We start from the raw sequence: 25,355 nt of genomic DNA on the forward strand, positions 1-25,355 counted from the left end.
ATGAGTGCGCGCGAGGATGCCTCGGCCGGCACGCTGGGCCATTACAGCCGCAATGCCGACGGCTTTCGCGCGGGCACCTGGGACCACGACGTCAGCCAGAATATTGAAGCCCTGCTGGATGCCTTGTCGATGCGCCGCGGCCCGGCCGGCAACGGGCCGTTTTCCATCCTCGACTTCGGCTGCGGGCCGGGACGCGACCTTGTGACGCTGTCCAGGCTGGGGCAGGAAGCGGTGGGGCTGGACGGCACCGAGGAGTTCGTGCGAATGGCGCGCGAGGCTTCCGGGTGCGAGGTGCTGCACCAGGACTTCGTGAACCTGGACCTGCCGGCGCAGCGCTTTGACGGCGTGTTTGCCAACGCTTCGCTGTTCCACGTGCCCTCGGCCGCGCTGCCGCGCGTGCTGGCCCAGTTGCGCGATGCCTTGAAGCCGGGCGGCATCCTGTTCAGTTCCAACCCGCGCGGCGAGGATGTCGAAGGCTGGAGCGGCGAGCGCTACGGCGTGTGGCATAGCCTGGAAGGCTGGCGCCGTTACCTGGATGCTGCAGGATTCGTCGAATTGCGGCATTATTACCGCCCTGACGGATTGCCGCGCGAGCAGCAACCGTGGCTGGCCAGCGTCTGGCAAAAGATCTGACGCGGCCGCCATCGGCCCTGGCGGATTCGGGCGCGGTTCAAGATTTCATTTCGAGACCCGCTTCAAGATTTCGCTTAACGATCCGTTTCTTTGGGAGGAGACCGGGCATGCGCCAAACATGCCCGAGCAATGGGGGAGTTGCACCAGACGCCGTGAACAATAAACGGCGCGCATTCATCCACACCTAAAGAAGGAACACATCGTGATATCCACTCAACTGGCCGCCTGGGCGGCCCAGGACACCCAGCTCCTGCTGGTGACGCTGGCGGCGCTGGTCGCCATCGTCGTCTTGATCAGTTTCCTGTCCATCGCTCCCTTTCTCGCCATCCTGATCGGCACCTTCGTGGCCGGCATCGGCGCCGGCCTGCCGCTGGAAGACATCGCCAAGGCCTTTAGCAAGGGCGCCGGCAGCCTGCTCGGCGAAGCCGGCATCATCATCGCCTTGGGCGCCATGCTGGGTGCGCTGATGGCCGACTCCGGCGCCGCCGACCGGATCGTCACCACGTTGCTGCGCTACGCGCGCGGCCGCGCCATCCCGTGGATGATGGCGGTGGTGGCGCTGGTCATCGGCCTGCCGCTGTTCTTCGAGGTCGGCCTGGTGATGATGGCGCCGATCATCTTCGTCATGGCGCGCCGCGCCGAGCTGCCCATCATGCGCGTGGCCATTCCCGCGCTGGCAGGCATGACCACGTTGCACGCGCTGCTGCCGCCGCATCCGGGCCCGCTGATCGCCGTCAGCGCGCTGCATGCCGACCTTGGCACCACCATGCTGCTGGGCTTCGTGGTGGCGATTCCGGCGGTGATCATCGCCGGCCCGCTGTACGGCAATTTCCTGGCGCCGCGCCTGAACGTCTCCGAGCCGGACCAGATCGGCAAGCTGTTCAACGCCAGCGAAAAGAAGTCGCAGCCCGGCTTCTTCGCGGCGCTGGTCACCATCCTGTTGCCGGTGGCGCTGATGCTGGGCCGCACCGTGGCGCGCATCTGGGTTACGCCCAAGACCGAGCTGTTTGAAATGCTGAACTTCTTCGGCGAGCCCATCATCGCGCTGACCGTCACGGTGCTGTTTGCGGTGGTGGTGCTGGGCTGGGGCCAGGGCAGCAGCCGCTTCGACGTCGGCGCCACGCTGCGCAAGGCCTTGCCGCCGATCGCCGGCCTGCTGCTGACCATCGGCGCCGGCGGCGGCCTGAAGCAGGCCCTGCTGACTGCGGGCATCAGCGACACCATCACCAAGGTCGCCGCAGGCACCCATATGCCGCTGATCCTGCTGGCCTGGATCATCGCCGTGGCGCTGCGCCAGGCGACCGGCTCGGCCACCGTGGCCACCACCGCCACCGCCGGTATCGTGGCGCCGCTGGTGGCGGGCCTGTCGGCCACCCACAACTCGCTGATGGCGCTGGCCATCGGCGCCGGTTCGGTGTTCTTCTGCCACGTCAACGACGCCGGCTTCTGGATGGTCAAGGAATACTTCGGCCTGAACCTGAAACAGACGCTGGCGACCTGGTCGGCGATCCAGACCATCGTGTCGGTGATCGGCCTGGGCATGACGCTGGTGCTGTGGGGATTCCTGGTTTGATGTCCAAGCCTGATTTCATGCTGCTGGCGGTGTTCTGCTCGTTCATCCTTGCTTTGTGGCGGGGGCGATAGCATCAGGCTCCGTTAACGTCGCTGGGTCCGGGCCTGCGCCGGGACGACAGGTAATGGATGAACGCGAACCATTGGTGGTTCAGGTTGCCAGCTTCTTGTCGTCCCGGCGCAGGCCGGGATCCAGTGTCGTTTGCAGCCGCCGCGCCGCTGGTAGAATCTCCCGCAGCACTCCATTCATTTCCTGATCCCGCCATGCCCGTACGCGTCCAGACCGCCGATTTCGATCTCTCCGCCGAAGTGGCGCACCAGGTCTGCGATACCATTTCCGCATGTTTTCGCTTCTGATTTGCATGCCGTGGTCAGGGCATGTACCGTCAGCAATGTCCTCCCAATACAACCTGAATGCAACAGAGTTACGCCATAGTGCGACACTGATATAAATTTCCAGGCCGAGCACCGTTATCCACATAAGAGCGGAGATCAAAAAGTCAACTGGATTTCCTTCCATGACAAAGAACGCGGTGGCGGTGACCGTTTCGACTATGCATAGCGCTATTCCTGGCTGCAATTCATTTTCGTTACAAAGCCCAACATGCCTAAATGCTCATACATGAACAGGTGGCGAAATTAGTCAAGCCCATCGACCTTGCGCCAGAAATCCCGAGCGGTAAGGTGCGTAAAAAGAATCCCTACCAGCATCAAAAAGACCATCGTGCCTAGACTCAGCCCCAGCATGATGAGCGGCGACGCAATCGTCGCCTCATCCTGAAGGGCATCGTTGACGAACCAGACGCTGATCGGAACGAAGAAAGCAAGACAGAGATAGTTTGATAAGGGAACGACATATCCGGCCTGCGCCAGTGGCGGCAAGGGTTTTGCAGTAAGCAGATTGCACGTCACGTTATCGGCATCTCGGCTGCTAATGACCAATTGGTCACCTTGTCCATGCTTGACCATTTGCACCGCCAGTGCCTGTTGCAGCCAACCGTTGGATTCGCCGGCCTTACCCAGCGCATGGTCCACATCATGCAAGGCGGCATTGGGTGCGAGCTCGTGAACTGCTGCGCGAGCAGCATTGCGGGCGGGTTTGCCGAGCCGGCTGATCCATGTGTGCCTGAGCGCCGTCCAATCTGTTTGTCGCCCTTGAGAGAGAGTCCTCAGCGACTCCCCCAACATTTCCGTCTCGCTCTCGATGGGGCGCATGATGACCGTACGCACCTTCATCTTGAGCATATTGGCGACCTCGTCTGTGATGAAAACCAGTCCGGCTCCCAATTCAGAGCAATTCGACGCATCGTCAGCCCGTTCTTGCAATTGATAGCTCAAAATCACATTGCACGGCTTTGAAGGATTCTGATGCGTGCCATCGAAGAGAAATGGATCCGGTGGCGACTTCAAGAGGTCTTGATACCTGGGTAAGTCAAGCTCTTTCCAGATAAGTGCAAGCGCGGCTTCATCATCGATGGCGTTGCCCAACAGATAGACTCTCGGCGGCGAGATGTTCCCCGCAGCGCGGATAGCCTCGGCCAGCGGTGATAACAGCTGCATCAGCAGCGTCGCGCATCGGTCCCCATTACCATCGCCATCCAATGGCAGAGACAGGTTTTTCCCGGGATTCTCAGGTCTGGCGCCTTCCAGACCCAGCAAGCGTTCTGCAACATCGGCCTCCGGCGTCACCACTGCTACCGCCGAGACGACCCAGTGCAATTGCGCCCAATTCTGGCGGTAGATGGCGTATTGCTGCCTTAGGCAGCGCCAGTTTTTCTCCATCATCTGGTGCATTTCGATACGGCCCAGCAAAATGCAACTGACCATAATCCACGCCATGGTCGGCATCAGCAGCCTTATCCAAAAGAGAATGTCAGGCGCTTTGCCTTCTGGCCAGGTGATCAGGCATAGCACAATGCCCAGAATCTGTAACACAACGAAGAGCACCACAAACAACCAGGGCGAATGATTCTTGGTGGGCGTCTTGACGGGGACCTCGACCATCGTCCATGAATAACGCATCACGCCTCCATGCCGGAGCCACCGGCGATAATCACACAACCGCAAGCGCAGCGGCAGCTATCGGCAACGAGCAGCCGGCCCCCTTCGGAAAGCCCGGTAACCCCTTCGATGATCTTGTTGTTGCCATGGCGTGGGCAGGAAACCTCATCGCCCACCAGCGCGGCACGTTTGCCGTGCAGCACAAAGGTGGAGGAGGCAGAAATGATGGCGCCGCCGTGGCTGGTGGCGTCGCCCAGACAGGCGATGTTTTTGCTCATGTTGGATCTTTCGGTTGAATGAAAATACGCAAGAGATATGGCGCACGGCTACTTAGCCTGCGGCAGACTGCTTGGACGGATAGTGGCATCGCAGCTCAAACGTTCTTGACCAGAGGGCGTGTGCAGGGGCGGAAGTGGTTTATTTGATAGATATTCATCGTGCAGTCCATTTGGATACGGCTTCTCAAGATCAATGCCTGATGCCAGAGGAAATTTGGTCACTCTGTTGTCAATTTTTCCCTTTGCATATTCATGCGTTTTCACGACGTAAAACCCATCCTGCGCAACAAGGACGGAGTAGTTTTCAGAGTCTTTGGTGGGATAGAAACTGTGCATATATTGTTTGTATTTGAAGCTCCTGCCAGCGTCGGTGGAATAGGCGAGGCGGACATTGCAACCTTTGTCCCTGCAGGTGATGGCAGGTGCGCTGGGGATAACGATGTTCATCCCGGTCGGATCGGCATTGACGAGGCGTCCCCGATATTCGCTCAGATTGTCGGTCCAGATTTTGGTGTGCAGGCCGAGACGAGTGTCGACGTAATAATGATCGCCATAGCAGCTGTCATAGTTCTCCAGCGAGACATAGCGATGGTCATCGATACGATAGACCACCTGAGGCGGCAGATCCGGGCTGGGGCGTAGTATGTTCATGTTGGCGAGGTCGGGCGTCATGTCGCCTTGACTGGCGCATCCTGCTAAACCAATGGCCAGCAAGATCGTGCCGACCATGCCCGTCTTTTGTCGCCAGCTGGTGTAGCTCATCGTGGTGTTGTTCATGTTCTGTCCTTTCGGTTTCATTACGCGCCTCCAAATTTCTTGAACTGTTCTTCGTCACGCTGACGCTGGTACGCGCTGACGGTCTCGCGATCGATCTCGGGCGGCATGGGCGGGATATCGAGCTTGCCTTCGTTGAAGTACTTGTCGTAACCCGCAGTCCAGTCAGCCAGGCGGATCAGCTTTCCCCAATGCTCCAGGTTGTAGCTTTCTCCATAACCCACCGGCAGGTCGTAGGCCACTACCCGTTTCATGAATTCCGTGTGCATGGGCATGGTGCTGTGGTTGGTGGGCATGGGATACCAGTGGGTGATGCGCTTCTGCATTTCTTCCTGAGTTTCCAGTTCATGCTTCTTGCCGCCCGGACTGTAGATGTCGTCGCGGTCGACGTAGGTATCGCGCTCGTAAATTGAGGCGAAGTAGGGAAAGTCGGGCTCGTAGGGCTTGCCTGTTTTGGGGTTGAGCTCTCCCCATTCGTTGGCCGTGGCCAGCGCGCGATCAAAATAAATAGCCTTCCCGTTGTCGGCCGTCGCTTGCTGGGCGCTCATCTCCTCCTTCGTCAAGGGCTTGGGCACCTTCTCCGCATTGACCGACACCATCTGATCCCGGGGCGGCTCGGCCCACAGTTTGGCGAAGACGGCGATGGTGCGGTTCTTGTTCCAGAACTCGCCCCGTTGCACTCCAGGTTCCGGATCGGGGATCGGCGGCAAGGTGCCAAAGGGCGTCAATGCAGGCTCGTCACCACAAGGCGTGCCGCGCGCCAGCATGCGCTGCTTGACCACGTCTTGCATGCCAAACAGATCGCCGCCGGGAATGCCTTGCCAGCCTATGCTTTGCAAGGGCGCCGAGCCCATCACGCGGTCGTGCGGATTGAAATAGTTATAGAGCCGGCCATGGTTGTCGCGCTCGGGCGTGCCGCAGGGGTGGACGATGTCGGGCCGCCAGTCGAACAACTGGCCGCACTTGGTCGCGCCGACTGTCATATTGTCCAGGCGCTTTTGGGTAAAGAACTGTTGATTGGGGCGGATCTTGTCGGCCACTGCCTGCAAGGTGCGCAAGCGCGCGCCGCTGGTAGGGCGCAGGCTGCCGATGGCCAGGGCATCGGTGGTCTTGTCGGTCATGGCGTAGGGCGAGTTCATCAGCATGAGTGCATCCGGCGCGCGCTTCTTGCACAAGAGCGTGGCCGCCAGCGCGATCATGGTGCCCTGGCTATGCGCCATCAGCGTGACAGTGTTGAGCGACTGCTCACGGATGGTATCGATCAACTTCGCCAGGCGGCCGGCGGCGTGGGCGTAATAGTCGCGTGGCGGCGCGTCGTTCAGCTGGCGTTCGGTTTCGGTATTGAGGTGCTGCATGTCGAAGCCCAGCACGTGGCGCTTGAAGCCTTCCTTGCTCCAGAGCTGTTGCAAATTGTTGGTGCCGTTTTGGAAAGGGCCACCACCCCAATACCAGGGCGTATCGGCCTTGGGGTCATGGCCATGTTGGGCGCGGTCGAGCTGGTCGGGGTTTTTAAGGGGGATGCGCCATCGGTCTTGTTCTCCGTCCTGGGCGCGGTAGCCCCAGTAGAAGCGGATGACGGGGGAGCGGCCGTCATTGTTGGCGGTTAGTTGGCGACGGATAGGTTTGCCTGTATCTTCATTGACGGTGATGTATTTATTGGGCGTCAGGTCATCTCGATTAAGTCGTTCATTTAAACCGTCGCAGAGAGCTTTCTCTGCAGCGTCATACCACTCGCCTTCTGAGTTGACTCCGTGTACGAAAATAATGATGCCAGGCATGCCGATCGGAAGATCGACACGGGCATAGACCTTGTAGCTATCTGGTGTTTCATAGGACTGCCAGAACATCCGGCCGAATTCGTCGAATTGCCGCTCGACGGGATGCATGGCATCGGGATGTTGGTACGCGGGATTGCCGGATTCGCCGTCCGGATAAATCTTTTGCGGGGGATAGTTCACAACGGCCATGTGGGCCTCCTTAAGACTATTGAATCTAAGAATGTGCTTGTGGCGCCCTGACGAGGCAGAAGCGGCACGTTGATTGGAATCAGCCAGTGGCGATTACCAACCAACGGTCATTTGGGGAGCGGTAGATTGCTAGGTCGGATAGCGGCATCGCAGGTGATGTGATCCTGACCGGATGGTGTGCGTAGAAGCGGCAAGGGTTTTTTGGAGGTCGGAAAACCTTCCCCCTGCACTCCAGGAGGGTAAGGTTTATCAAGGTCGATACCGGGGACGAGCGGGTATTTGGTAACGTAGGTTGCCCCATTTGTCTGGCTGCGTTTCTCCGCTACATAGACCCCATCCTGCCCAACAAGGATGGAGTAGTTTTGAGAGTCTTTCGCGGGACTTTCCGCCTGCATGTATTTCTTGTATTTGAATGTTCTTCCGCCGTCGGTGGAGTAGCCGAGGTAGGCGTTGCATCCTTTGTCGCCGCATACGCCTCCTGGTGCTTCGGGAATGACGATGTTCATACCGGTGGGATCATCAATGACGAGCTTGCCGCGGTATTGGCTCAGGTTGCCGGTCATGATTTCGGTGCGGATGCCGGCCTGGGTATCGATGTAGAAGTTCTGGCCCCGGCAGCGGTCGTAATTTTCTAACGAGATATAGCGATGGTCGTCAATGCGATAGATGACCTGCGGCGCCACGTCATACATCGGCGGCGGCACGGGCTTTCTTTGTTGGTTCAGCGGATCGCTGGCGCAGGCGGACAGGGTGATGACCAATAAGCTCATGCCAACCGTTCGGACTGTGTTCATCATGTTGATTCCTTTTGGTCTTGTATTGAAGCGGTGAGTGAGGACGCTGCTGCGTTCGCATTTCTGCTGCAGTCAGCCTTCTTTAATGAGATCAGTGAGGAGGGTGATGCCGCGCGCCACGTCACTTTGTGTGAGGCTGGTGCGTCCTTCGGCATCAGTGGTGCCGCTGACGATGCTGCCGTCTGCCAACCGGATGCGGTAGTCGCGATGGATGTTGGGGCGATTGGTGACGGTGTTCATCAACACATAGCGTTCCGACTGCGCGATGTCTTTTTGTTGGAAGGCGGGCAAGGGCAGATTGAGCGCACCAGGACCGTCTTTGGAGACGCTGGCGATCTTGAGATCGAGCTTGCCCGCGCCGCCGATCTCGATATTGTCTCCGTGGATCTTGATGTAGGCGCTGCCGCCGCCATGCAATAGCACGCCGTTGGAAGCATTGACGGTAGTCTTGCCCTTGGCGCTGGTGAGTTGGACGTCCTGCTGCCCGGTTATTTCCAGCGTGTCGTTTTGAGCCTGGATCTGCACCTTGCCTTGGGCGGCGAACAGCTTGATGCCCATCTTGTGCGTAAAGAGCGAGAGCCCCTGGCTGGCGGCCAGCATGATGCGTTTGGCTGCGCTGATACTGTGGTCGGCGCCGCTACGCTGGGCAATATCTTGTCCGGCCGATAGATTGATATGGACGGGCGTGGCAGCAGCGATGCCTTTGGGCGAAGACAGCAGCAGAGCGGCTTCTTTAAGTTCGGCCACGCTATTGCTGAGCCACTGACGATGCATATGCAACTCGGCCACTTCTGCACGGGCGACATCGGCTACCTGTGCCAGGCCTTGTGCCTGGGCTTGCAGCTGCTCAAGCAGCGTTTGCGCAGCGCTCATGTCGACTTGTTTGCCACCTGCTCGCAATTGAAGGTCCGAGGTCAGTAGCAAACCATGACCACCTCGCACCACGCCGTGTGCATCAGTGCGTAGTTCGAAGCCCGCGCCGCGCTTTTGCCGCCGTCCGTCGACCTTCCGCCCGATGGGCATATGGCCTAACGTCAATTGGCTCTTGCCGGAGTGTTCAGTGGAGAGCTTGACGTGTTCCTCCCCCTCGAAATCTTCCATCTGCAGCTTGTTGTCACGTTGCGTGCGGATGACGTTGCGCGAGAGCCAGCGGTCGTCGCTGACGATCAAGTCACCCTGGCGGCTGTTGTGATGCAAGTAGGCGATGTAGGGCTTGTTGGGATTGCCGTCGGTGAAGGCGATCGCGGCCTCGGTTCCGGCGAGGATGGGAAAGTGGAAGCCGGTCTGCCGGCCCCCGGCAAACGGTTTGGCCAGGCGCAGACGCACGCTCTCGCCGCCGGCGCGCCAGTCATCGAAGTCAAAGTCGAAGCGCACGATGTAGTGCCCTTGCGAATCGATATAGGCGTATTGGTAGTTCGCCGGAGAAGTGACGCGGGCGGACAGCGTGCCGGAAACCTTGGGCCAGTTGGCTTCATCCAGCGCAATACGATAACGGCGGTCACTGGGGATGGCGGTGTAGGTATTGCTGTAGGCCATATCACGCGTGCCGCGATGGGTGACGCTGACGATGACCTGGCCGTTGGGGGCATCCGGTAGGTCTTGATCCATGCGCAGGATGCGCGCGGGGCGCAGTTCGAGTACGTTGCTGCTGCCGTGGTAGACGACTTGCCCGGCCAGGACAGCTTCATGTCGAAGTCGGGCTTCCCATTGCGCTTCATCCTGATCCAGGTGGTGCGTGCCGTAGACATAAGCCTGGCCGTAGGTGGTGGTGTCAGCGCGGGCGATATTGGCTTCGTTCTGAAGGCGATCCAAGGCTTTGGCGGGGTTGTAGTCGGCGACCTTGACCGATTGGGCCACGGTCTGGGTGTGCGTCTGCAGACTGAGGATGGCTTCGGTGTTGGCCTCGAGGCCGGCGGTCTCGCGATAAGGGACCTTGAGCTCGGGCTTGTAAATGTAGTGGTCGATGTCGTCGCCGAAAACGATGACGTCGCCGAAGACATCACCGTGCTGGCCGGCGGCGAAATAACAATACAACCCTTCTTGCCGCATCAGCAGATGAATATAGTCCCAGTCGCTTTGCTGGTACTGCATGCGAAAAGCGTGCGCGGGGTAGTTGCGACGCGTCTTGAACTGGAACTGGTTGCCGTCAAAGCCATGACGACGCAGGATGGCCTCGATGATTTGTAGCGCAGACTGGCTCTGGTAGATGCGGCTGGCGGTGGCCAGCTTAAGCCGGGCTACGCGCGGCTCGATGACGATTTCGTATTGATGAAAATCTGCAGTACGGCTGACCTGATTGAATCGTGTGATGCATCCTGAGAAGGCCCTGGGTTCCGTCGCAGCCTGAACAGCGGCCAGCCAGTCGGGGGCGGGTGGTGTGATGTGGAAGCTGGCAGGCTTGCCTAGGTAGTCGGAACGATTCAGCGCATTGGCATGCGTGAGCGCGATGGTGATGCAGTAAGGAACGCCCAGCTTCTCAACGGCCTCGAAAGAAATGACGGACAGGAATTCAGCCGAGGCGGTGCCAGGGACCTTGACGTGGTAACGCTGTTTGCCGGATTGTTCTGTAGCGAAGTTTTGCAGTGAGGCCGCCATGGTATCGTCTTTCGGAAACGAGGAATGGCTGCCATCGTAGAGTGCATTGTATGGATATGAGCTTGAATGTTTATATCGGTAAGAAAAAATGGGGATACTTCGAAAATGAATCGTTTTTATCGAATATGCCCAGATCACGTGGCTGGTAAAATCGTTTCTCTTCCAATGAATTTGATTCCGATCCGCCATGCCCGTACGCGTCCAGACCGCCGATTTCGATCTCTCCGCCGAAGTGGCGCAACTGCGCCAGGCCAATCCGAAGGTCGGCGCGGTGGTGTCCTTCGTCGGCACGGTGCGCGACCTCAACGACGGCGCGGCGGTCTCCGAGATGGAGCTGGAGCACTATCCCGAGATGACCGAGCGCGCGCTGGAACAGATCGTGGCCGAGGCCCGTGCGCGCTGGCCGATCTTCGACGCGCTGGTGATCCACCGGGTGGGGCCGATGCAGCCGCGCGAACAGATCGTGCTGGTGGCGGTCACTTCGCCGCATCGCGGCGAAGCCTTTGCCGCCTGCGAATTCATCATGGATTACCTGAAGACCCAGGCGCCGTTCTGGAAGAAAGAACAGACGCCGCAGGGCGCGCGCTGGGTCGACGCCCGCGAGAGCGACGACGCCGCCCTGGATAAATGGAAAAAATAAGGCCGCAACGGCGGCTGCACATTGCATAAAAACAGGGGAAACCGCTCTTGCCATTCACGTTCAAACTGCCGCGCATCCCGGGCTTGCCCACTACGGCCACGGCGCCGTTCTGTCCCTCCGAGGTGGCCGGTTCGGTCGATGTGCCGGCGGGCGCATCGGTCTGGCAAAAACTCAAGATCTACATCGGCCCCGGCTTGCTGGTGTCGATCGGCTACATGGACCCGGGCAACTGGGCCACGTCCATCCAGGCCGGCTCGCAGTTCGGCTACCAGCTGCTGTTCGTGGTGATGCTCTCCAGCCTGTCGGCCATCGTGCTGCAATGCCTGTGCGCGCGCCTGGGTATCGCCACCGGCAAGGATCTGGCCGTGCATTCGCGCGAGCATTATCCGCCGGCGGTAGGACGCGGCATGTGGGTGCTGGCCGAGCTCTCCATCATCGCCTGCGACCTGGCCGAGGTGCTGGGCTGCGCGTTGGCCTTCCACCTGCTGTTGGGCGTATCGCTGCCGGTGGGCGTGATGCTGACCGCGCTCGATACGCTGATCGTGCTGGGCCTGAAGGGCAGGGGATTCCGCCAGGTAGAGGCGATCATCCTCGGCCTGGTGATCACCATCGCCGTCTGCCTGCTGGCGCAGCTGGCCTTCGTCAAGGCCGACTGGCAGGCGGTGGCGGCGGGCTTCGTGCCCTCGCTGCAAGCCATCTCCGGTCGCGAGCCGCTGTATCTGGCGATCGGCATCATCGGCGCCACCGTGATGCCGCACAATCTCTACCTGCATTCCTCCATCGTGCAGACGCGCGCGGTACGGCGCGATGCGCCGTCGCTGGCCGACGCCGTGCGCTACACCCGCATCGACACCATCGTCTCGCTGATGATCGCCATGGTGCTCAACGCCGCCATCCTGATCCTGGCGGCGTCGGCCTTCCACCAGAGCGGCAACACGCAGGTGGCCGAGCTGGACGAGGCCTACCACCTGCTGGACCCGATCACCGGTTCGGCGGCGGCCGCCGTGCTGTTCGGCGTCGGCCTGTTCGCCGCCGGGCAGAGTTCCACCTTCACCGGCACTATCGCCGGGCAGGTGATCATGGAAGGTTTCCTGAAGCTGAAGATCCCGTGCTGGCAGCGCCGCGTCATCACACGCGGGCTAGCGCTGGTGCCGGCCCTGATCGGCGTGCTGACGCTGGGCCCGCACTCGGTGGGCAAGCTGCTGGTGGCCAGCCAGGTGGTGCTGTCGCTGCAGCTGCCGTTTGCCATGTATCCGCTGATCCGCCTGACCAGCCGGCGCGATTTGATGGGCGATCTGGCCAACCCGTGGTGGGTGGCGGGCGTTGCATGGATACTCTTCGCTGCGATCAGCGCGGCCAATGTCTGGCTGGTGGTGCAGGTGTTTGCCGGCGACTGATCCGCAAGCGCTTGCAGGGCCGTCATGCCCGGGCTGAGGCCCGGGCATTTTCATTTGTGAATGCGGTCATTCCACTGATGTCATCCCGGCCTGGCCTTGCCGCTGGGATCGGCGTGCGCGCCGCCGGCGGGCCGTTTCGCTGTGCCGTATTCCTTGCCGTCATTGTGGGAGCCCTGGCCTTGCGGCAAAGGCGGCCGGTGATGGATGGGTTGATGCATGGAAGGTTCGGTTTGCTTGTCCGGCTCGGTCGGTTTTTGTGGTTTGAGCATGGCGATGTCTCCTCTTGTCTGAGGGCGCCGGCTTGCACGATGAATCAGGGCCAGGCCCTCATTCCGATGCTAGGACGGTCGGGGCGCGGCGGCTATCGGCGCTTTCCTGCATGTGGCGGTATTGTGCGCTGTCATCCTTGCGGGATTTGCAGAAGTCCGTCCGACCCTAAAAGGCAAAAAAAAAAGCGACCGTGAAGGTCGCTTTTTTTTATGTCGCTTGCTGCGGCTCAATTCTTCGCCGTCGGCTGGTTCTGCTGCTTGCCGCTGCCGGGTTCCAGCACCACGGTGCAGGTCAGGCCCGAGGCCAGCAGCACGTCCTTGGGCACCTCATCCAGATGGATGCGCACTGGGATGCGCTGGGCCAGGCGCACCCAGTTGAAGGTCGGGTTGACATCGGCGATCAGCTCGCGGCTTTGCGGGTTGTCGCGGTCATAGATGCCGCGCGCGATGCTGTCCACGTGGCCGGACAGGGAGGCGCCGTTGATCAGCTGGATCCTGGCCTTGTCGCCCAGGGACAGCAGCGGCAGCTTGGTTTCTTCAAAGTAGGCGTAGACCCAGAACGAGTGGCTGTCGATGACGGCGATCTTGGCCGCGCCGGCCGTGGCGAAGTCGCCGCGACGCACGTTCAGGTTGGTGATGTAGCCATCCACCGGCGAGAACACCTTGGTGCGCTCCAGGTTCAGCTTGGCGGTGTCGCGCTGGGCAATGGCGGCCTCGTAGTTCGCTTGCGCCGACTGGTACTGGGCTTGCGCGGCCTGGGTCTGGGCCTGGGCGGCGGTGACTTGCGTACCGGCGTCTTCGCGCGCTTCACGCGAGACCACCAGCGCGTCCATGTCGGCGCGGCGGCGGGCCTGGTCGCGACGCATGCTGAGGTCGGCGCGGCGGGCATCAACTTCGGCGCGACGCACGTCGAGCTCGGCCTTGCGGGCGGCGACGGCGGCCTCGGCCTGTTGCAGCGCCAGCTGGTAGCGCGCCGGATCGATTTCCATCAGCAGGTCGCCTTTCTTGACCAGCTGGTTGTCGTGCACCGGCAGCGCGACCACCTGGCCGGAAACGTCAGGCGCGATGTTGACGACATCGGCGCGCACGCGGCCGTCGCGGGTCCAGGGCGAGAGCATGTAGTGCTGCCACAGCGTCCAGGCGAGCAGGATCGCCAACAGGAAGATCACTAACGTGATGATGGTGCGGAAAATCGATTTGACCGACATGATGAACTACTCCTGATGATTTCTTTATCTTTTGGTATGACTTGTAATGGTTGGCGCGGAAGAGCTGGATGAGCGTTGCGGCTAGCTGTACACGTAAAGCCCCATGAGCGAGGCGAAGCAGACGAACATGCTTACGCGAAACAGCGCCGGGTGCCAGGTCAGGTCGTAGAAGCCGAAGCGCACCAGGATGCGGTCGGCCACCAGGGCCAGGGCGGCGGCCACGATGACCAGCAGCAGCACCGTGGGGATGTAGGCGTCAAAGAATGAAATTTCACGTGGCATGGCGTGCTCCCGGATTGCTTGAGTTGTTGGCGTTGCCGGCGCCGCCGGCGCGCATGGTGTGCAGCGGCGATTGCTCGTCCAGCAGGGCGGTGCGGATGAAGTGCAGGTAGCTCAGCGTGCGCTGCAGGCGATGGCGTTCGCTGCGTTCGCGGTAATGCGGGCCGATGGCGCGCTGGACCTCGACGATGGCGCTGTCGTTGGCCGCCAGCGCGGCCGCCATGGTGTCGCGGCCGGGTGCGCCGAACAGGGCCGGCACGGTTTCGCGCAGGCGGTTCAGCGCGGCGTAGGCCGAGGGCGGCAGCAGGTCCGGCGCTTCGGTGCGGATGCCGTTGAGCTCGGTGCGCAGTTCGATGATGGCGTGGCCGATTTCCAGCGTGGCGAACATCCAGCCGAAGGCGTTCTGGCGCAGCGTCGGGCGGCTGCTGGTGAGCATGGTGATCTGGTGCATCAGGTCGCGGGTGCCGCTTTCGAACTTCAGCGCCAGGTGGCCGAGCTTGCCGAAGCAGGCGTCCACCACCTGTTTGCGCAACTGCTTTTCCAGCACGCGCACGGTCCAGTCGGTGGTCGGCGGCAGCAGCAGCATGAAGGCCACGGCGGTCACCACCAGCGACACCATCAGCGCGATCGCCTCGTTCAGGTAGCCGGCGGCGTTGAAGTGGGCGAAGTTGTCCGGCACCGCCAGGAACGGGAAGAAGATGCAGATGCCCAGGCCGTAACCGGCCCACTTGGGCTTGGTGGTCAGCAGCACGGCCAGCATCAGCACCGGCATCAGCGCGGCGGCCAGCATCCAGTAGCCGTCCAGGCGCGGCAGGATATGGAAGGTGTAGAAGTAGCCGGCAATGGCGGCGAACACCACGCCGATGGCGACCGTGCGCGTGGCCTTGGCCGGATCGGGCGCGGCCGAGGTGATGGCGCAGAAGGCGGCGGCGTTGAGCGCGGCGACGTCGCCGCTGGGCCAGCCGCTGGCCAGCCAGAACGCCGACAGCAGCAGCAGGGTGATCGAGGCGCGGGCGCCGGCGATCAGCGCGGTGGTCATGCTGGTCTTGGGCGAGTAGACGTGTTCCCACTCTTCGCGCTCATGGCGGCGCTGGGTCAGCGAGGCGTAGGTGAGGGTGTAGGCGTGCAGTTCTTCGATCACCCGATACAGCAGCTCGGAGGCGGTGTCGAAGTCCAGCATGGCGCTGTCGCTGTCCAGCGCCAGGGTGTCGCGGGTGGCGCGCACGCGGCGCGGCAACTCGCGCTTGTAGGCTTCCAGCTTGAGGGCGGCGTCGGCGGCGTCGAGCGCGCTCATGACCGGCTCGCCGCTTTCACGCGTGAGCAGCGGCTGCACTTCCTTGAAGTAGGGCGAGAGCGCGGCGATCACGGTCTGCGCGCTGGTCGCGGGGTTGGCGTGGAGCCGGTTCATCAGCTGGTGCAGCGCGTGCACGCGGGTCGACAGCGCCATGAATTCGCTGTTCATGCGGGTCAGGCGACCGCTGCGCAGGCGGATTTCAGGATCTTCGAAGATGGCCGAGCTGCGCAGCGCTTCCAGGCCGATGATGTCGCCCACGAAGCGGGCGTTGGTGGCTTCGAGCTGCTTGCGCTCGGTGGTGCCGCCCAGCGTGGCGCCGATCAGGTCGACAAAGGCCGAGAAGCGGCCGCGGATGATGCGCACCAGGCCCGGGGCGCTGGCCTGCGGGAACACCAGCGCGCTGACCAGGCCGGCGCAGACGATGCCCACGGTGATCTCGGTCACGCGGGTCATCACCGAGTCGAAGGTGATGCCGGGGTTCAGCGCCGCCGGCAGGCCGATCAGCGCCACCGTATAGCCGGACAGCACGAAGCCGTAGGAGCGGAAGTTGCGGTTGTGCGCCGAGCCCACCGTGCACAGGCCGATCCACAGCGCCGAGGCCAGCAGGAACAGCTCGGGCGTCTGCGCGAACAGGCCGACGAAGACCACGATGGCGACCGAGCCGATCAGGGTGCCGATGACGCGATAGAAACTCTTGGCCAGGATCATGCCGCTTTGCGGCTGCATCACGATGAACACCGTGATCAGCGCCGAGCGCGGCGACTCCAGGTCCAGCGCATAGCCGATGCCCAGCGCCAGCAGGCCGGCGAACACCATCTTGAATACATAGATCCAGTTGGGGCCGTCATTGCGCAGCCAGTCCGAGGCAGCCTCGCGCAGCTGCGTTCCGAAGGAGGCAGGCGCTGGCGCCGCGTTGGCCTTGGTGTTGGCGGGCTGGTTCATTTTGCGGCGGCCTTGATGGTGACGTCGCGGGTGTCGGCTTCAGGCGCGGGCGCTGCGATGGGCTCCAGGCCGCCGCCCAGCGCCGCGGTCAGCGAGGCGTAGGCCGACAAATGCTGGGCCTGCAGCTGTTGCACGATCTGCTGTTGGCGCAGCCATTGGGTCTGCGCGTGCAGCACGTTGAGGTAGTCGGTCAGGCCGCGCTGATAGGCGCGGGTGGAGATGTCGACGTTCTTCTGCGCGGCGGCCGTGGACTCACGTGCCTGCTGCTGCTGGCGCTCCACCGATTGCAGCGTCACGACTTGGTCGGAAATGCCCTTGAGCGCCTGCAGCAGCAGCGCGTTGTAGTGCTCGACCTCCAGGTCGTAGCCGGCGGTGGTGGCGCCCAGTTGGCCGCGCAGGCGACCGCCTTCGAAGATCGGCAGCGAGACGGCGGGGCCGTAGCTGGTCTGCCAGTTCTTCATGCTGAGGAAGGACAGCACGCCGCCGCCGGCGGCCGCCGGGCCGATGCCCGCCAGCAGGTTGACGTTGGGGTAGAAGGCCGCCTTGGCCACCGCGATGCCCTTGGCCGCGGCTTCCACGCGCCAGCGCGCGGCGCTGATGTCAGGACGGCGGCCCACCAGCTCGGCCGGCAATGCGCTGGGCAGGCCGATGGCGGCATGCAAGGCCAGCACCGGGCGCGCGATCTTCTCGCCGGCGCCAGGGCCCTGACCCAGCAGCGCGGCCAGCTGGTTGCGCACCAGCGCGATGCTTTCATTCAAGGCTTCGATCTGGCGGCGGGTTTCGGGCAGGGGGGCTTCGGCCTGGGTGATTTCCAGCTGGGTGCCGATGCCGCCTTTCAAGCGGCGATGCGCCAGGTCGAGGATCTTCTGTTCTTCCTTCAGCATGGCCTCGGTGTTGTCCAGCAGGCCGTACTGCAGCGCCAGCTGTACGTAGGTGCGCACCACATTGCTTTCCAGGTCGAGCTGGGCGGCGCGGGCGTCGGCGGCCACGGCGTGCATTTCATCCTCGGCGCGTTCGGTAGTGTTCTTGTTGCGGTCCCACAGGTCGACGCTGTAGGCCAGGCCGAGGGTGGCGGTGTTGTTCCAGGTCAGCTTGTCGCGGAAGCTGGCGCCGTAATAGACGTTGTCGGACCAGTCCTTGCGGCCGACCGCCACGTCCAGCTGGGCGCTGGGCAGCTCACCGGCATGTGCGACCACGGTCATCGACTGCGCCTGGCGCACCCGGGCGGCGGCGATCGCCATGCTGGGGTTGCCGGCCACGGCGGCGTCGACCAGCGCGTCGAGCTGCGGATCGTTGTAGGCCTTCCACCATGCGCGCTGCGGCCAGCCGGCTTCCGCGCCAGCTTTGCGCACGGCCGAGCCGGCATCCAGCGTGGCGACGTCGCGTACTTGCGCTTGCGGCTTGATGCCGCCTTGGTCGGCGCAACCGGCGATTGTCAGGGAGAGTGCAATGACGGTCAGGGCGGACAGGCGATGGTAGGGGATGCGTTTCATGGAATTACCCAAAAATATGCAAATATCAGATGGTATGTATTATATTTTGTAATTATTGCGGGAAAAATTCGCCTGTTCGCAATTGTTTATCTTAATTATTGCAATAATTATTGCTCCATTTTGGGTAACAATCCTGTCATCCGCCAGTGCGTAAAACGCGAGCCCATCCACGGTCGAGCTTATCGCGCAACTGGTTACAGCATAGGAAGAGTATGGATACCTTGCAAAACATGCGCGTGTTCGTGCGCGTGGTCGATGCCGGCAGCTTCACGTCGGCAGCCCAGCAGATGGGCTTGACCACGGCCCACGTCTCGCGCGCGGTGGCAGACCTGGAGCGCCATCTGCGCACGCGCCTGCTGAACCGGACCACCCGCCGCATCGCCCTGACCGAGGCCGGCGAGCGCTACCTGCTGCGCTGCCAGCAGATCATGTCCTATGTGGAGGAGGCCGAGGCCGAAGCCGGCGCCGCCTATGTAAAGCCTTCCGGCCGTTTGCGAATCCACGCCATGACCAGTTTTGGGCAGCGTTACGTGATCCCGGCCATTTCGGGCTACCAGAAGCGTTATCCGGATGTGGCGGTGGAGCTGACCCTGGCCCAGCGCATCCCCGACATGCTGGAGGAAGGCTACGACGTGTCGCTGGTGCTGGCGCGCGAATTGCCGGACTCTGGCCTGATCTTCCGCCAGCTGGGCAGCACCTTCAGCATGCTGTGCGCCTCGCCCGCTTATCTCGACAAATACGGTGCGCCGCAAAAGCCGGCCGAACTGGCCAACCACGCCTGCCTGCAACTGGTGAGCCCGGTCTCGCCGCTGGACGAGTGGGTGCTGGAAGGGCCGGAAGGCGTGTCCGCCACCGTGGTCAAAAGCAACTTCCAGGTCAACGTGGCCGAGGCCATGCTGGGTGCGGTGCGTGAAGGCATGGGCATCGGCGTGCTGCCGATCTACTCGGCGGTCGACCCGCTGCGCGCCGGCACCATCGTGCGGGTGCTGCCGCAGCACCGCATGCAGCACATGGGCGTATATGCGCTCTATCCCTCGCGCCAGTACCTGGACGCCAAGATCAGCACCTGGGTGGACTGGATGCACGAGAGTGTGGACAAGGCGCTGCAGGAGGACCACCAGGCGTTGGAGCGCATCGGTACGCTGCGCGAAGAAATGCAGGGCATCGTTACCGCGCAGGAGCACACGTCCTGACGCCGGGCCGGCCGGCGCCGGCAACTGTTGCAGTTTCTGGCATCATCGCGACGACGACACAACAGCGGAGGGCGGCATGGGATGGTTGGCGGTAGGCATAGGGGCGACACTGGGCGCGTGGCTGCGCTGGCAATTGTCGGTGATCTGGAACGTGGCCGGGCATTTGGTGCCGGTCGGCACGCTGGCCGCCAACTGGATCGGCGCCTACGTGATCGGTTTTCTGGTCGCCTACTTCGAGCAGCATCCGGCGCTGCCGCCGGAGTGGCGGCTGTTTGCCGTCACAGGCTTTCTCGGCGGCCTGACCACCTTCTCCACGTTTTCGGCCGAGGCCATGATCCTGCTGCAACGGGGTGATTACCTGTGGGCCATCGGCCATTCGGCGCTGCACTTGCTGGGCTCCATCGCGTTGTGCGTGGCCGGCTTTGCAAGCTATCGGGCACTGGCGGGGTAGACGAGTACAACGTGCGCTGTCACGCCCGGCGCGGGCGGGCAAGAAGCGATTCTCGAAATAAGCAGAATTTTGGCGGGTCATGAACGGTGCGCGGCGAGCGCTCGCCGGACTGCTCCTATGATGGATGACGTGAAGGACAAGGCAGGCGCGCTGCAAGTAGCTTGCCTTGTGTGTTTTCAAGCCAGCCAAAGGAGCACAGATGGCCAAGATCGTTGCCGTTGAAGTCATTCAGGCGAACCTGAAACCCAAGGTCAAGCGCACGGATGCCGTGCAAAGCTTCGAACTCCAGGAGACGCCCATCGTGCGCATTGTCGACGCCGATGGTGCAGTCGGCCTGGGGTATAGCTATACCATCGGCACCGGGGGCTCGTCCGTCTGCAAGCTCATCGACGACCATCTGGCACCGGCCCTGATCGGTGCCGAGGCCGAGGAGATCGAGGCGGTGTGGCGCGCCTTGTTCTTTCGCGTCCACGCCACAGCGGTCGGCGCCATCACCTCGATTGCCCTGGCGGCGATTGATACCGCGTTGTGGGATCTGCGCGCATGCAAGGCCAAGCTGCCGTTGCACCGGCTGGCCGGCGGCGCCAAAGACAGCATCGCGCTTTATTACACCGAAGGCGGCTGGCTGCACATGGAGGAGGCCGAGCTGGTCGAAGAGGCGCTCAACGCCCAGGCGCGCGGCTTTGGCGGCACCAAGATCAAAGTCGGCCGCCCGCACGTATCGGAAGACATGAAGCGCCTGAGCGCCGTGCGTGAGCGGGTCGGCGATGGCTGGGAGATCATGACCGACGCCAATCAGGGCCTCACGTTGGATGAGGCGATCCGCCGGGTGCGTCATTACGAGAAACTCGACATCGCCTGGTTCGAGGAGCCTATTCACGCTGACGACGTGGGCGCGCACCGTCGCCTGTCCCAGTCGACAACGGTTCCGATCGCGGTGGGCGAATCCATGTACTCCATTTCACAGTTCAAGGACTACCTTGAGGCGGGCGCCTGTTCCATTGTCCAGGTCGACGTTGGTCGCATCGGCGGCATTACGCCCTGGCTCAAGGTGGCGCATATGGCGGAGGCGTTCAATGTGCCGGTCTGTCCGCACTTCCTGATGGAACTCCACCTCGGCTTGTGCTGCGCCGTGCCCAACAGCAGATGGCTGGAATATATCCCGCAGCTCGATCTGGTGACCGCATCGCCGATACGCATTGAAAACGGCCGCGCCATGGCCTCCGATGCGCCCGGCCTGGGCATCGACTGGGACTGGGAGGCCCTCGAGCGCGCCGTCGTTCATCGCCAGGCGCACGGTGCGATGCCGCCTTTGAGAACAAGCGGCTGAGCCCGGTCTCGCGAGGCTACACAACCCCCGTTTTATCGAACTGTCATCGTGTCGACACGCGCTGGCCACGCTGGCGCTCGGGCGTCCTCATCAGTGGGGCGCGCGCAAGCGATGTTCCAGGGCGACGCCTGCGCGATAGCTGCGCAGCACCATCCCGAAGAAGGAGAGCTTCATGTCGAATACCGTGGCAGAAGGGCAGTCCCAAGCCGAGCGTCTCAATATCCGGCGCGCCTTGCTGGCGGCGACCATCGGAACCATCATTGAATGGTTCGACTACGCCCTCTATGGGGCTGCGGCCGGCTTGATCATCAATAAGCTGTTTTTTCCGCAGTTGTCTGCGTCGGTCGGGGTGCTGGCCGCCTTCGCCACGTTTGCCGTGGGATTCGTCAGTCGTCCGCTGGGCGGCATCATCATTTCGCATGTGGGGGACCGCTTCGGGCGCAAGCCGGCATTGGTGTTCACGATCGCCTTGATGGGCGCCTCCACGGTGGCGATGGGATTGCTGCCGACCTACGCCCAGGCGGGCCTGTGGGCGCCGTTGCTGCTGGTGATCCTGCGGTTGTTGCAGGGCTTTGGCGCGGGCGCCGAGTATGCCGGCGCCGTCACGTTGGTCGCGGAGTACGCGCCGCCCGGGCGCAAGGCTTACTACACGGCCTATCTACAGTCCGCCACCGTCATCGGCACCATGCTTGCGACACTGATGTTCCTGATGGTCTCGTACCTGCCCGAAGAGACCTTGTTCGGCTGGGCCTGGCGGATCCCTTTCCTGATGTCCGCCTTGTTGTTTTTCGTGGCGCTGTACATCCGGAAAAATCTTGATGAAACACCTGAATACGTAGCAGCAATGCAGCGCGCCGATGCCCGGCGCCACGCCGCAAGGGTGCCCCTGGGCGAGCTGCTGCGCAAGAGCTGGCGCGAGGTGCTGTTCGGATTCCTGTCAGTGACCGGGCACAACGCCAATGTCTACATTCTCAGCGCTTTCAGCCTCGGCTACATGACCAATACCCTGGGCTTTGCCCGTACGGACGCATTGCTCGCGGTAATGATCGCGACGCTGACCGGCATCGTCATGACGCCGCCCATGGGCGCCCTGGCGGACCGCATCGGGCATGCGCGCGTGTACCTGTTCGGCGCTGTCTTCGTCTTCGTGTTTGCCGTCCCGATGTTTGTCCTGCTCGAGACGAGAAGCGTGGTGTTGGCCACTTGTGGCCTGAGCATCGGTTACGGCATCGGATTCGCGGGCCTTGCCAGCGCGCAAGGCGCTTTCCTGGCCAATCTGTTCCCGACGCGCTATCGATTCTCGGGTATTGCCATGTCCCGCGAGCTCAGCAGTTTGCTCATCGCGGGCCCGACGCCGTTCATCGCTTCGGCTCTGGTGTCGGCCGCCGACGGCAAGCCGGACTGGGTGGCGCTCTACCTGATGCTGTGTTGCGGCGTCACGGCGGTGGCCGTTCTGGTGATCGCTTCGCGTTCGTATGAACGTCCTCCGGCGTAGTTCATCATTGCTTGGCGGGTGCGGTCCCCAAGGTATTGCTGACGAAGCAACTTTTTGGCCGCATGCTCCGGGTTCTGTTCGCGATGCCGGGGATCAGCTCATGCTTGAAAATGACTGGGCCGACCCAATTTTCATCTCATTGAAAAATTGGAGCGAACCATGCGTCTCGACAAACTCACCACCAAATTGCAGGAAGCGCTGGCCGATGCGCAGTCTCAGGCAGTCGGCAGCGACAATCAATATATCGAACCGGTCCACCTCGTCATCGCCCTGTTGAACCAGGACGACGGCGGCGCGCGCTCGCTCTTGCAGCGCGCGGGCGTGAATGTGAACGGCCTGGCCACCGCCTTGCAGGGAGCCTTGCAGCGCTTGCCGCAAGTCTCCGGCCACGGCGGCGAAGTGCAGGTCGGGCGCGAGCTGGTGGCCTTGCTCAACCTGGCCGACAAGGAAGCGCAAAAAGCCGGCGACCAGTTCGTCGCCAGCGAGATGGTGCTGCTGGGCCTGGCTGACGACAAGTCCGACGCCGGCCGCGCCGCACGCGAGAACGGTCTCACCCGCAAGGCGATGGAAGCCGCCATCAAGGCCGTGCGCGGCGGCGCTTCGGTGTCCTCGCAGCAGGACGAGGGCCAGCGCGAGGCGCTGAAGAAATACACCCTGGACCTGACCGAGCGCGCCCGCGCCGGCAAGCTCGACCCGGTGATCGGCCGCGACGATGAAATCCGCCGCGCGATCCAGGTGCTGCAGCGCCGCAGCAAGAACAATCCGGTGCTGATCGGCGAACCCGGCGTGGGCAAGACCGCCATCGTGGAAGGCCTGGCCCAGCGCATCGTCAACGGCGAGGTGCCCGACAGCCTGAAGTCCAAGCGCGTGCTGTCGCTGGACATGGCGGCGCTGCTGGCCGGCGCCAAGTACCGCGGTGAGTTTGAAGAGCGCCTGAAGGCGGTGTTGAAGGAGATTGCCCAGGACGAGGGGCAGACCATCGTCTTCATTGATGAGCTGCACACCATGGTCGGCGCCGGCAAGGCCGAAGGCGCGATGGATGCCGGCAACATGCTGAAGCCTGCGCTGGCGCGTGGTGAGCTGCATTGTGTGGGCGCCACCACACTGGATGAATACCGCCAGTACATCGAGAAGGACGCCGCGCTGGAGCGCCGCTTCCAGAAGATCCTGGTCGACGAGCCGAGCGTGGAGGCGACCATCGCCATCCTGCGCGGCCTGCAGGAAAAGTATGAAGTGCACCACGGCGTGGACATCACCGACCCGGCGATCGTGGCCGCGGCCGAGTTGTCGCATCGCTACATCACTGACCGCTTCCTGCCCGACAAGGCGATCGACCTGATCGACGAGGCCGCGGCCAAGATCAAGATCGAGATCGACTCCAAACCGGAGGTGATGGACAAGCTTGACCGCCGCCTGATCCAGTTGAAGATCGAGCGCGAGGCCGTCAAGCGCGAGAAGGACGAAGCTTCGCAGAAGCGCCTGCAGCTGATCGAGGAAGAGATCCTCAAGCTCGAGCGCGAATACGCCGACCTGGAAGAAATCTGGAAGGCGGAAAAGTCGACCGCGCAGGGCGGCCAGCAGTTGAAGGAAGAGATCGAAAAGGTGCGCCTGCAGATGGAAGAGGCCACCCGCAAGAGCGACTGGCAGAAGGTCTCCGAGCTGAAGTACGGCAAGCTGGCCGAGCTGGAAGCCGCGCTGGAAGTGCAGAACAAGAAGGATGCCGCCGGCGCCGCCGCCGAGAAGCCCAAGCTGGTGCGCACCCAGGTGGGCGCCGAGGAAATCGCCGAGATCGTGGCGCGCGCCACCGGCATTCCGGTCTCGCGCATGATGCAGGGCGAGCGCGAGAAGCTGTTGCACATGGAAGACGTGCTGCATGAGCGCGTGGTGGGACAGAACGAGGCGATTGTCGCCGTCTCTGACGCCATTCGCCGTTCGCGCGCCGGCCTGGGCGATCCGAGCAAGCCGTACGGCTCGTTCATGTTCCTGGGCCCCACCGGCGTGGGCAAGACCGAGCTGTGCAAGGCGCTGGCGTCTTATCTGTTCGACACCGAGGAGGCGATGATCCGCATCGACATGAGCGAGTTCATGGAGAAGCATTCGGTGGCCCGTCTGATCGGCGCGCCGCCGGGCTACGTCGGCTATGAGGAAGGCGGCTACCTGACCGAGGCCGTGCGTCGCAAGCCGTACAGCGTGATCCTGCTCGATGAAATCGAGAAGGCGCACCCGGACGTCTTCAATGTCCTGCTGCAGGTGCTGGACGACGGCCGCATGACCGATGGCCAGGGGCGTACGGTGGACTTCAAGAACACGGTGATCGTGATGACCTCGAACCTGGGTTCGCACAAGATCCAGTCGATGGAAGAGAGCGATCCGGCGCTGGTGAAGCTGGCCGTGATGGCCGAGGTGCGTACGCACTTCCGTCCGGAGTTCATTAACCGGGTGGACGAGATCGTGGTGTTCCATGCGCTCGACGAGAAGAACATCGGCGCCATCGCCAAGATCCAGCTGCGCATCCTGGAGCAGCGTCTGGCACGGCTGGAGATCGGCCTGGAGATCAGCGATGCCGGTCTGCAAAAGATCGCCGAAGCCGGTTTCGATCCTGTGTATGGCGCGCGGCCGTTGAAGCGCGCCATCCAGCAAGAGATCGAGAACCCGCTGTCCAAGGAAATCCTGGCCGGCAGGTTCGGCCCCAAGGACGTGGTTCACGTCGATGTGAAGAACGGGCAGCTGGTATTCGTCAAGTAAGCCGA

Annotated in this window: 20 protein-coding genes; 9 read left to right on the plus strand and 11 right to left on the minus strand. The window is 62.3% G+C overall.

Going from position 1 to position 25,355, the window contains the following annotated elements; genetic code table 11:
- Both J8I26_RS02830 and J8I26_RS02835 read left to right on the plus strand, forming a co-directional pair.
- Positions 1-633 carry a class I SAM-dependent methyltransferase gene (locus J8I26_RS02830; protein ID WP_209603841.1) on the plus strand — a complete coding sequence of 211 codons (633 nt, stop codon included), beginning with the start codon at positions 1-3 and terminating at the stop codon, positions 631-633.
- 202 nt (positions 634-835) lie between these two features.
- Positions 836-2,206, plus strand: a complete 1,371-nt coding sequence (locus tag J8I26_RS02835; RefSeq protein WP_209603843.1) for a gluconate:H+ symporter — start codon at positions 836-838, stop codon at positions 2,204-2,206.
- A gap of 638 nt (positions 2,207-2,844) precedes the next feature.
- On the opposite strand, the gene J8I26_RS02840 is transcribed toward J8I26_RS02835, so the two are convergent.
- The 6 genes from J8I26_RS02840 to vgrG all read right to left on the minus strand — a co-directional run bounded on the left by J8I26_RS02840 (position 2,845) and on the right by vgrG (position 10,614).
- On the minus strand, positions 2,845-4,227 hold the full coding sequence (locus J8I26_RS02840) for a hypothetical protein (RefSeq protein ID WP_209603845.1): 1,383 nt from the start codon (positions 4,225-4,227) through the stop codon (positions 2,845-2,847).
- On the minus strand, positions 4,227-4,484 hold the full coding sequence (locus tag J8I26_RS02845) for a PAAR domain-containing protein (RefSeq protein ID WP_209603846.1): 258 nt from the start codon (positions 4,482-4,484) through the stop codon (positions 4,227-4,229). The genes J8I26_RS02840 and J8I26_RS02845 overlap by 1 nt, the downstream gene beginning before the upstream one ends.
- Before the next feature lie 48 nt (positions 4,485-4,532).
- Positions 4,533-5,261, minus strand: coding sequence for a hypothetical protein (locus J8I26_RS02850; protein WP_209603848.1), 729 nt, complete (start codon positions 5,259-5,261; stop codon positions 4,533-4,535).
- 20 nt (positions 5,262-5,281) lie between these two features.
- Positions 5,282-7,225, minus strand: a complete 1,944-nt coding sequence (locus J8I26_RS02855) for a DUF3274 domain-containing protein (protein WP_245200025.1) — start codon at positions 7,223-7,225, stop codon at positions 5,282-5,284.
- A 107-nt stretch (positions 7,226-7,332) separates the two neighbouring features.
- Positions 7,333-8,022 (minus strand): hypothetical protein, encoded by a 690-nt coding sequence (locus tag J8I26_RS02860; protein ID WP_209603851.1) that lies wholly within the window; start codon positions 8,020-8,022, stop codon positions 7,333-7,335.
- Positions 8,023-8,091: 69 nt separating this feature from the next.
- On the minus strand, positions 8,092-10,614 hold the full coding sequence (vgrG, locus tag J8I26_RS02865) for a type VI secretion system tip protein VgrG (protein WP_209603853.1): 2,523 nt from the start codon (positions 10,612-10,614) through the stop codon (positions 8,092-8,094).
- A 187-nt stretch (positions 10,615-10,801) separates the two neighbouring features.
- Here vgrG and moaE point away from each other — a divergent pair, with 187 nt between their 5' ends.
- Together moaE and J8I26_RS02875 are read left to right on the plus strand one after the other, a co-directional pair.
- The gene (gene moaE / locus J8I26_RS02870) at positions 10,802-11,254 is read left to right on the plus strand and encodes a molybdopterin synthase catalytic subunit MoaE (protein ID WP_209603854.1); all 453 of its coding nucleotides are present in this window, start codon (positions 10,802-10,804) and stop codon (positions 11,252-11,254) included.
- Positions 11,255-11,301: 47 nt separating this feature from the next.
- Positions 11,302-12,651: an Nramp family divalent metal transporter gene (locus J8I26_RS02875; protein ID WP_209603856.1), complete on the plus strand. Its 1,350-nt coding sequence runs from the start codon at positions 11,302-11,304 to the stop codon at positions 12,649-12,651.
- 80 nt (positions 12,652-12,731) lie between these two features.
- On the opposite strand, the gene J8I26_RS02880 is transcribed toward J8I26_RS02875, so the two are convergent.
- The 5 genes from J8I26_RS02880 to J8I26_RS02900 form a co-directional block, all read right to left on the minus strand.
- Positions 12,732-12,920 carry a hypothetical protein gene (locus tag J8I26_RS02880; protein WP_209603857.1) on the minus strand — a complete coding sequence of 63 codons (189 nt, stop codon included), beginning with the start codon at positions 12,918-12,920 and terminating at the stop codon, positions 12,732-12,734.
- Positions 12,921-13,147: 227 nt separating this feature from the next.
- Positions 13,148-14,128, minus strand: a complete 981-nt coding sequence (locus J8I26_RS02885) for an HlyD family secretion protein (RefSeq protein ID WP_209603859.1) — start codon at positions 14,126-14,128, stop codon at positions 13,148-13,150.
- 81 nt (positions 14,129-14,209) lie between these two features.
- Positions 14,210-14,410 carry a DUF1656 domain-containing protein gene (locus tag J8I26_RS02890; protein WP_209603861.1) on the minus strand — a complete coding sequence of 67 codons (201 nt, stop codon included), beginning with the start codon at positions 14,408-14,410 and terminating at the stop codon, positions 14,210-14,212.
- Entirely contained in the window at positions 14,400-16,643 is a 2,244-nt protein-coding gene (locus J8I26_RS02895; protein WP_209603863.1) for an FUSC family protein, read from the minus strand. Before J8I26_RS02895 ends, J8I26_RS02890 begins: the two co-directional genes overlap by 11 nt.
- On the minus strand, positions 16,640-18,136 hold the full coding sequence (locus J8I26_RS02900; RefSeq protein WP_209603866.1) for an efflux transporter outer membrane subunit: 1,497 nt from the start codon (positions 18,134-18,136) through the stop codon (positions 16,640-16,642). The genes J8I26_RS02895 and J8I26_RS02900 overlap by 4 nt, the downstream gene beginning before the upstream one ends.
- Before the next feature lie 212 nt (positions 18,137-18,348).
- On the opposite strand from J8I26_RS02900, the gene J8I26_RS02905 reads away from it, so the two are divergent.
- The 5 genes from J8I26_RS02905 (at position 18,349) to clpB (ending at position 25,350) form a co-directional block, all read left to right on the plus strand.
- On the plus strand, positions 18,349-19,329 hold the full coding sequence (locus J8I26_RS02905; protein WP_209603868.1) for a LysR family transcriptional regulator: 981 nt from the start codon (positions 18,349-18,351) through the stop codon (positions 19,327-19,329).
- Between the two features lie 76 nt (positions 19,330-19,405).
- Positions 19,406-19,780 (plus strand): fluoride efflux transporter CrcB, encoded by a 375-nt coding sequence (gene crcB, locus J8I26_RS02910; RefSeq protein ID WP_209603870.1) that lies wholly within the window; start codon positions 19,406-19,408, stop codon positions 19,778-19,780.
- 199 nt (positions 19,781-19,979) lie between these two features.
- The gene (locus tag J8I26_RS02915) at positions 19,980-21,110 is read left to right on the plus strand and encodes a mandelate racemase/muconate lactonizing enzyme family protein (protein WP_209603872.1); all 1,131 of its coding nucleotides are present in this window, start codon (positions 19,980-19,982) and stop codon (positions 21,108-21,110) included.
- Between the two features lie 172 nt (positions 21,111-21,282).
- The gene (locus tag J8I26_RS02920; RefSeq protein WP_209603874.1) at positions 21,283-22,605 is read left to right on the plus strand and encodes an MFS transporter; all 1,323 of its coding nucleotides are present in this window, start codon (positions 21,283-21,285) and stop codon (positions 22,603-22,605) included.
- Positions 22,606-22,764: 159 nt separating this feature from the next.
- Entirely contained in the window at positions 22,765-25,350 is a 2,586-nt protein-coding gene (clpB, locus tag J8I26_RS02925; RefSeq protein ID WP_209603876.1) for an ATP-dependent chaperone ClpB, read from the plus strand.
- Positions 25,351-25,355: the final 5 nt, after the last annotated feature.

Origin of the sequence: Herbaspirillum sp. LeCh32-8 (genome assembly GCF_017814915.1) — a bacterium.
In the GTDB taxonomy this organism is placed as follows: domain Bacteria; phylum Pseudomonadota; class Gammaproteobacteria; order Burkholderiales; family Burkholderiaceae_D; genus Herbaspirillum.

Coding starts and splice junctions, on each gene's coding strand:
- J8I26_RS02830 (WP_209603841.1), top strand. CDS start 1: ATGAGTGCGCGCGAGGATGCCTCGGCCGGCACGCTGGGCCATTACAGC.
- J8I26_RS02840 (WP_209603845.1), bottom strand. CDS start 4,227: ATGCGTTATTCATGGACGATGGTCGAGGTCCCCGTCAAGACGCCCACC.
- J8I26_RS02845 (WP_209603846.1), bottom strand. CDS start 4,484: ATGAGCAAAAACATCGCCTGTCTGGGCGACGCCACCAGCCACGGCGGC.
- J8I26_RS02850 (WP_209603848.1), bottom strand. CDS start 5,261: ATGAACAACACCACGATGAGCTACACCAGCTGGCGACAAAAGACGGGC.
- J8I26_RS02855 (WP_245200025.1), bottom strand. CDS start 7,225: ATGGCCGTTGTGAACTATCCCCCGCAAAAGATTTATCCGGACGGCGAA.
- J8I26_RS02860 (WP_209603851.1), bottom strand. CDS start 8,022: ATGATGAACACAGTCCGAACGGTTGGCATGAGCTTATTGGTCATCACC.
- vgrG (WP_209603853.1), bottom strand. CDS start 10,614: ATGGCGGCCTCACTGCAAAACTTCGCTACAGAACAATCCGGCAAACAG.
- moaE (WP_209603854.1), top strand. CDS start 10,802: ATGCCCGTACGCGTCCAGACCGCCGATTTCGATCTCTCCGCCGAAGTG.
- J8I26_RS02880 (WP_209603857.1), bottom strand. CDS start 12,920: ATGCTCAAACCACAAAAACCGACCGAGCCGGACAAGCAAACCGAACCT.
- J8I26_RS02885 (WP_209603859.1), bottom strand. CDS start 14,128: ATGTCGGTCAAATCGATTTTCCGCACCATCATCACGTTAGTGATCTTC.
- J8I26_RS02890 (WP_209603861.1), bottom strand. CDS start 14,410: ATGCCACGTGAAATTTCATTCTTTGACGCCTACATCCCCACGGTGCTG.
- J8I26_RS02895 (WP_209603863.1), bottom strand. CDS start 16,643: ATGAACCAGCCCGCCAACACCAAGGCCAACGCGGCGCCAGCGCCTGCC.
- J8I26_RS02900 (WP_209603866.1), bottom strand. CDS start 18,136: ATGAAACGCATCCCCTACCATCGCCTGTCCGCCCTGACCGTCATTGCA.
- J8I26_RS02905 (WP_209603868.1), top strand. CDS start 18,349: ATGGATACCTTGCAAAACATGCGCGTGTTCGTGCGCGTGGTCGATGCC.
- crcB (WP_209603870.1), top strand. CDS start 19,406: ATGGGATGGTTGGCGGTAGGCATAGGGGCGACACTGGGCGCGTGGCTG.
- J8I26_RS02915 (WP_209603872.1), top strand. CDS start 19,980: ATGGCCAAGATCGTTGCCGTTGAAGTCATTCAGGCGAACCTGAAACCC.
- J8I26_RS02920 (WP_209603874.1), top strand. CDS start 21,283: ATGTCGAATACCGTGGCAGAAGGGCAGTCCCAAGCCGAGCGTCTCAAT.
- clpB (WP_209603876.1), top strand. CDS start 22,765: ATGCGTCTCGACAAACTCACCACCAAATTGCAGGAAGCGCTGGCCGAT.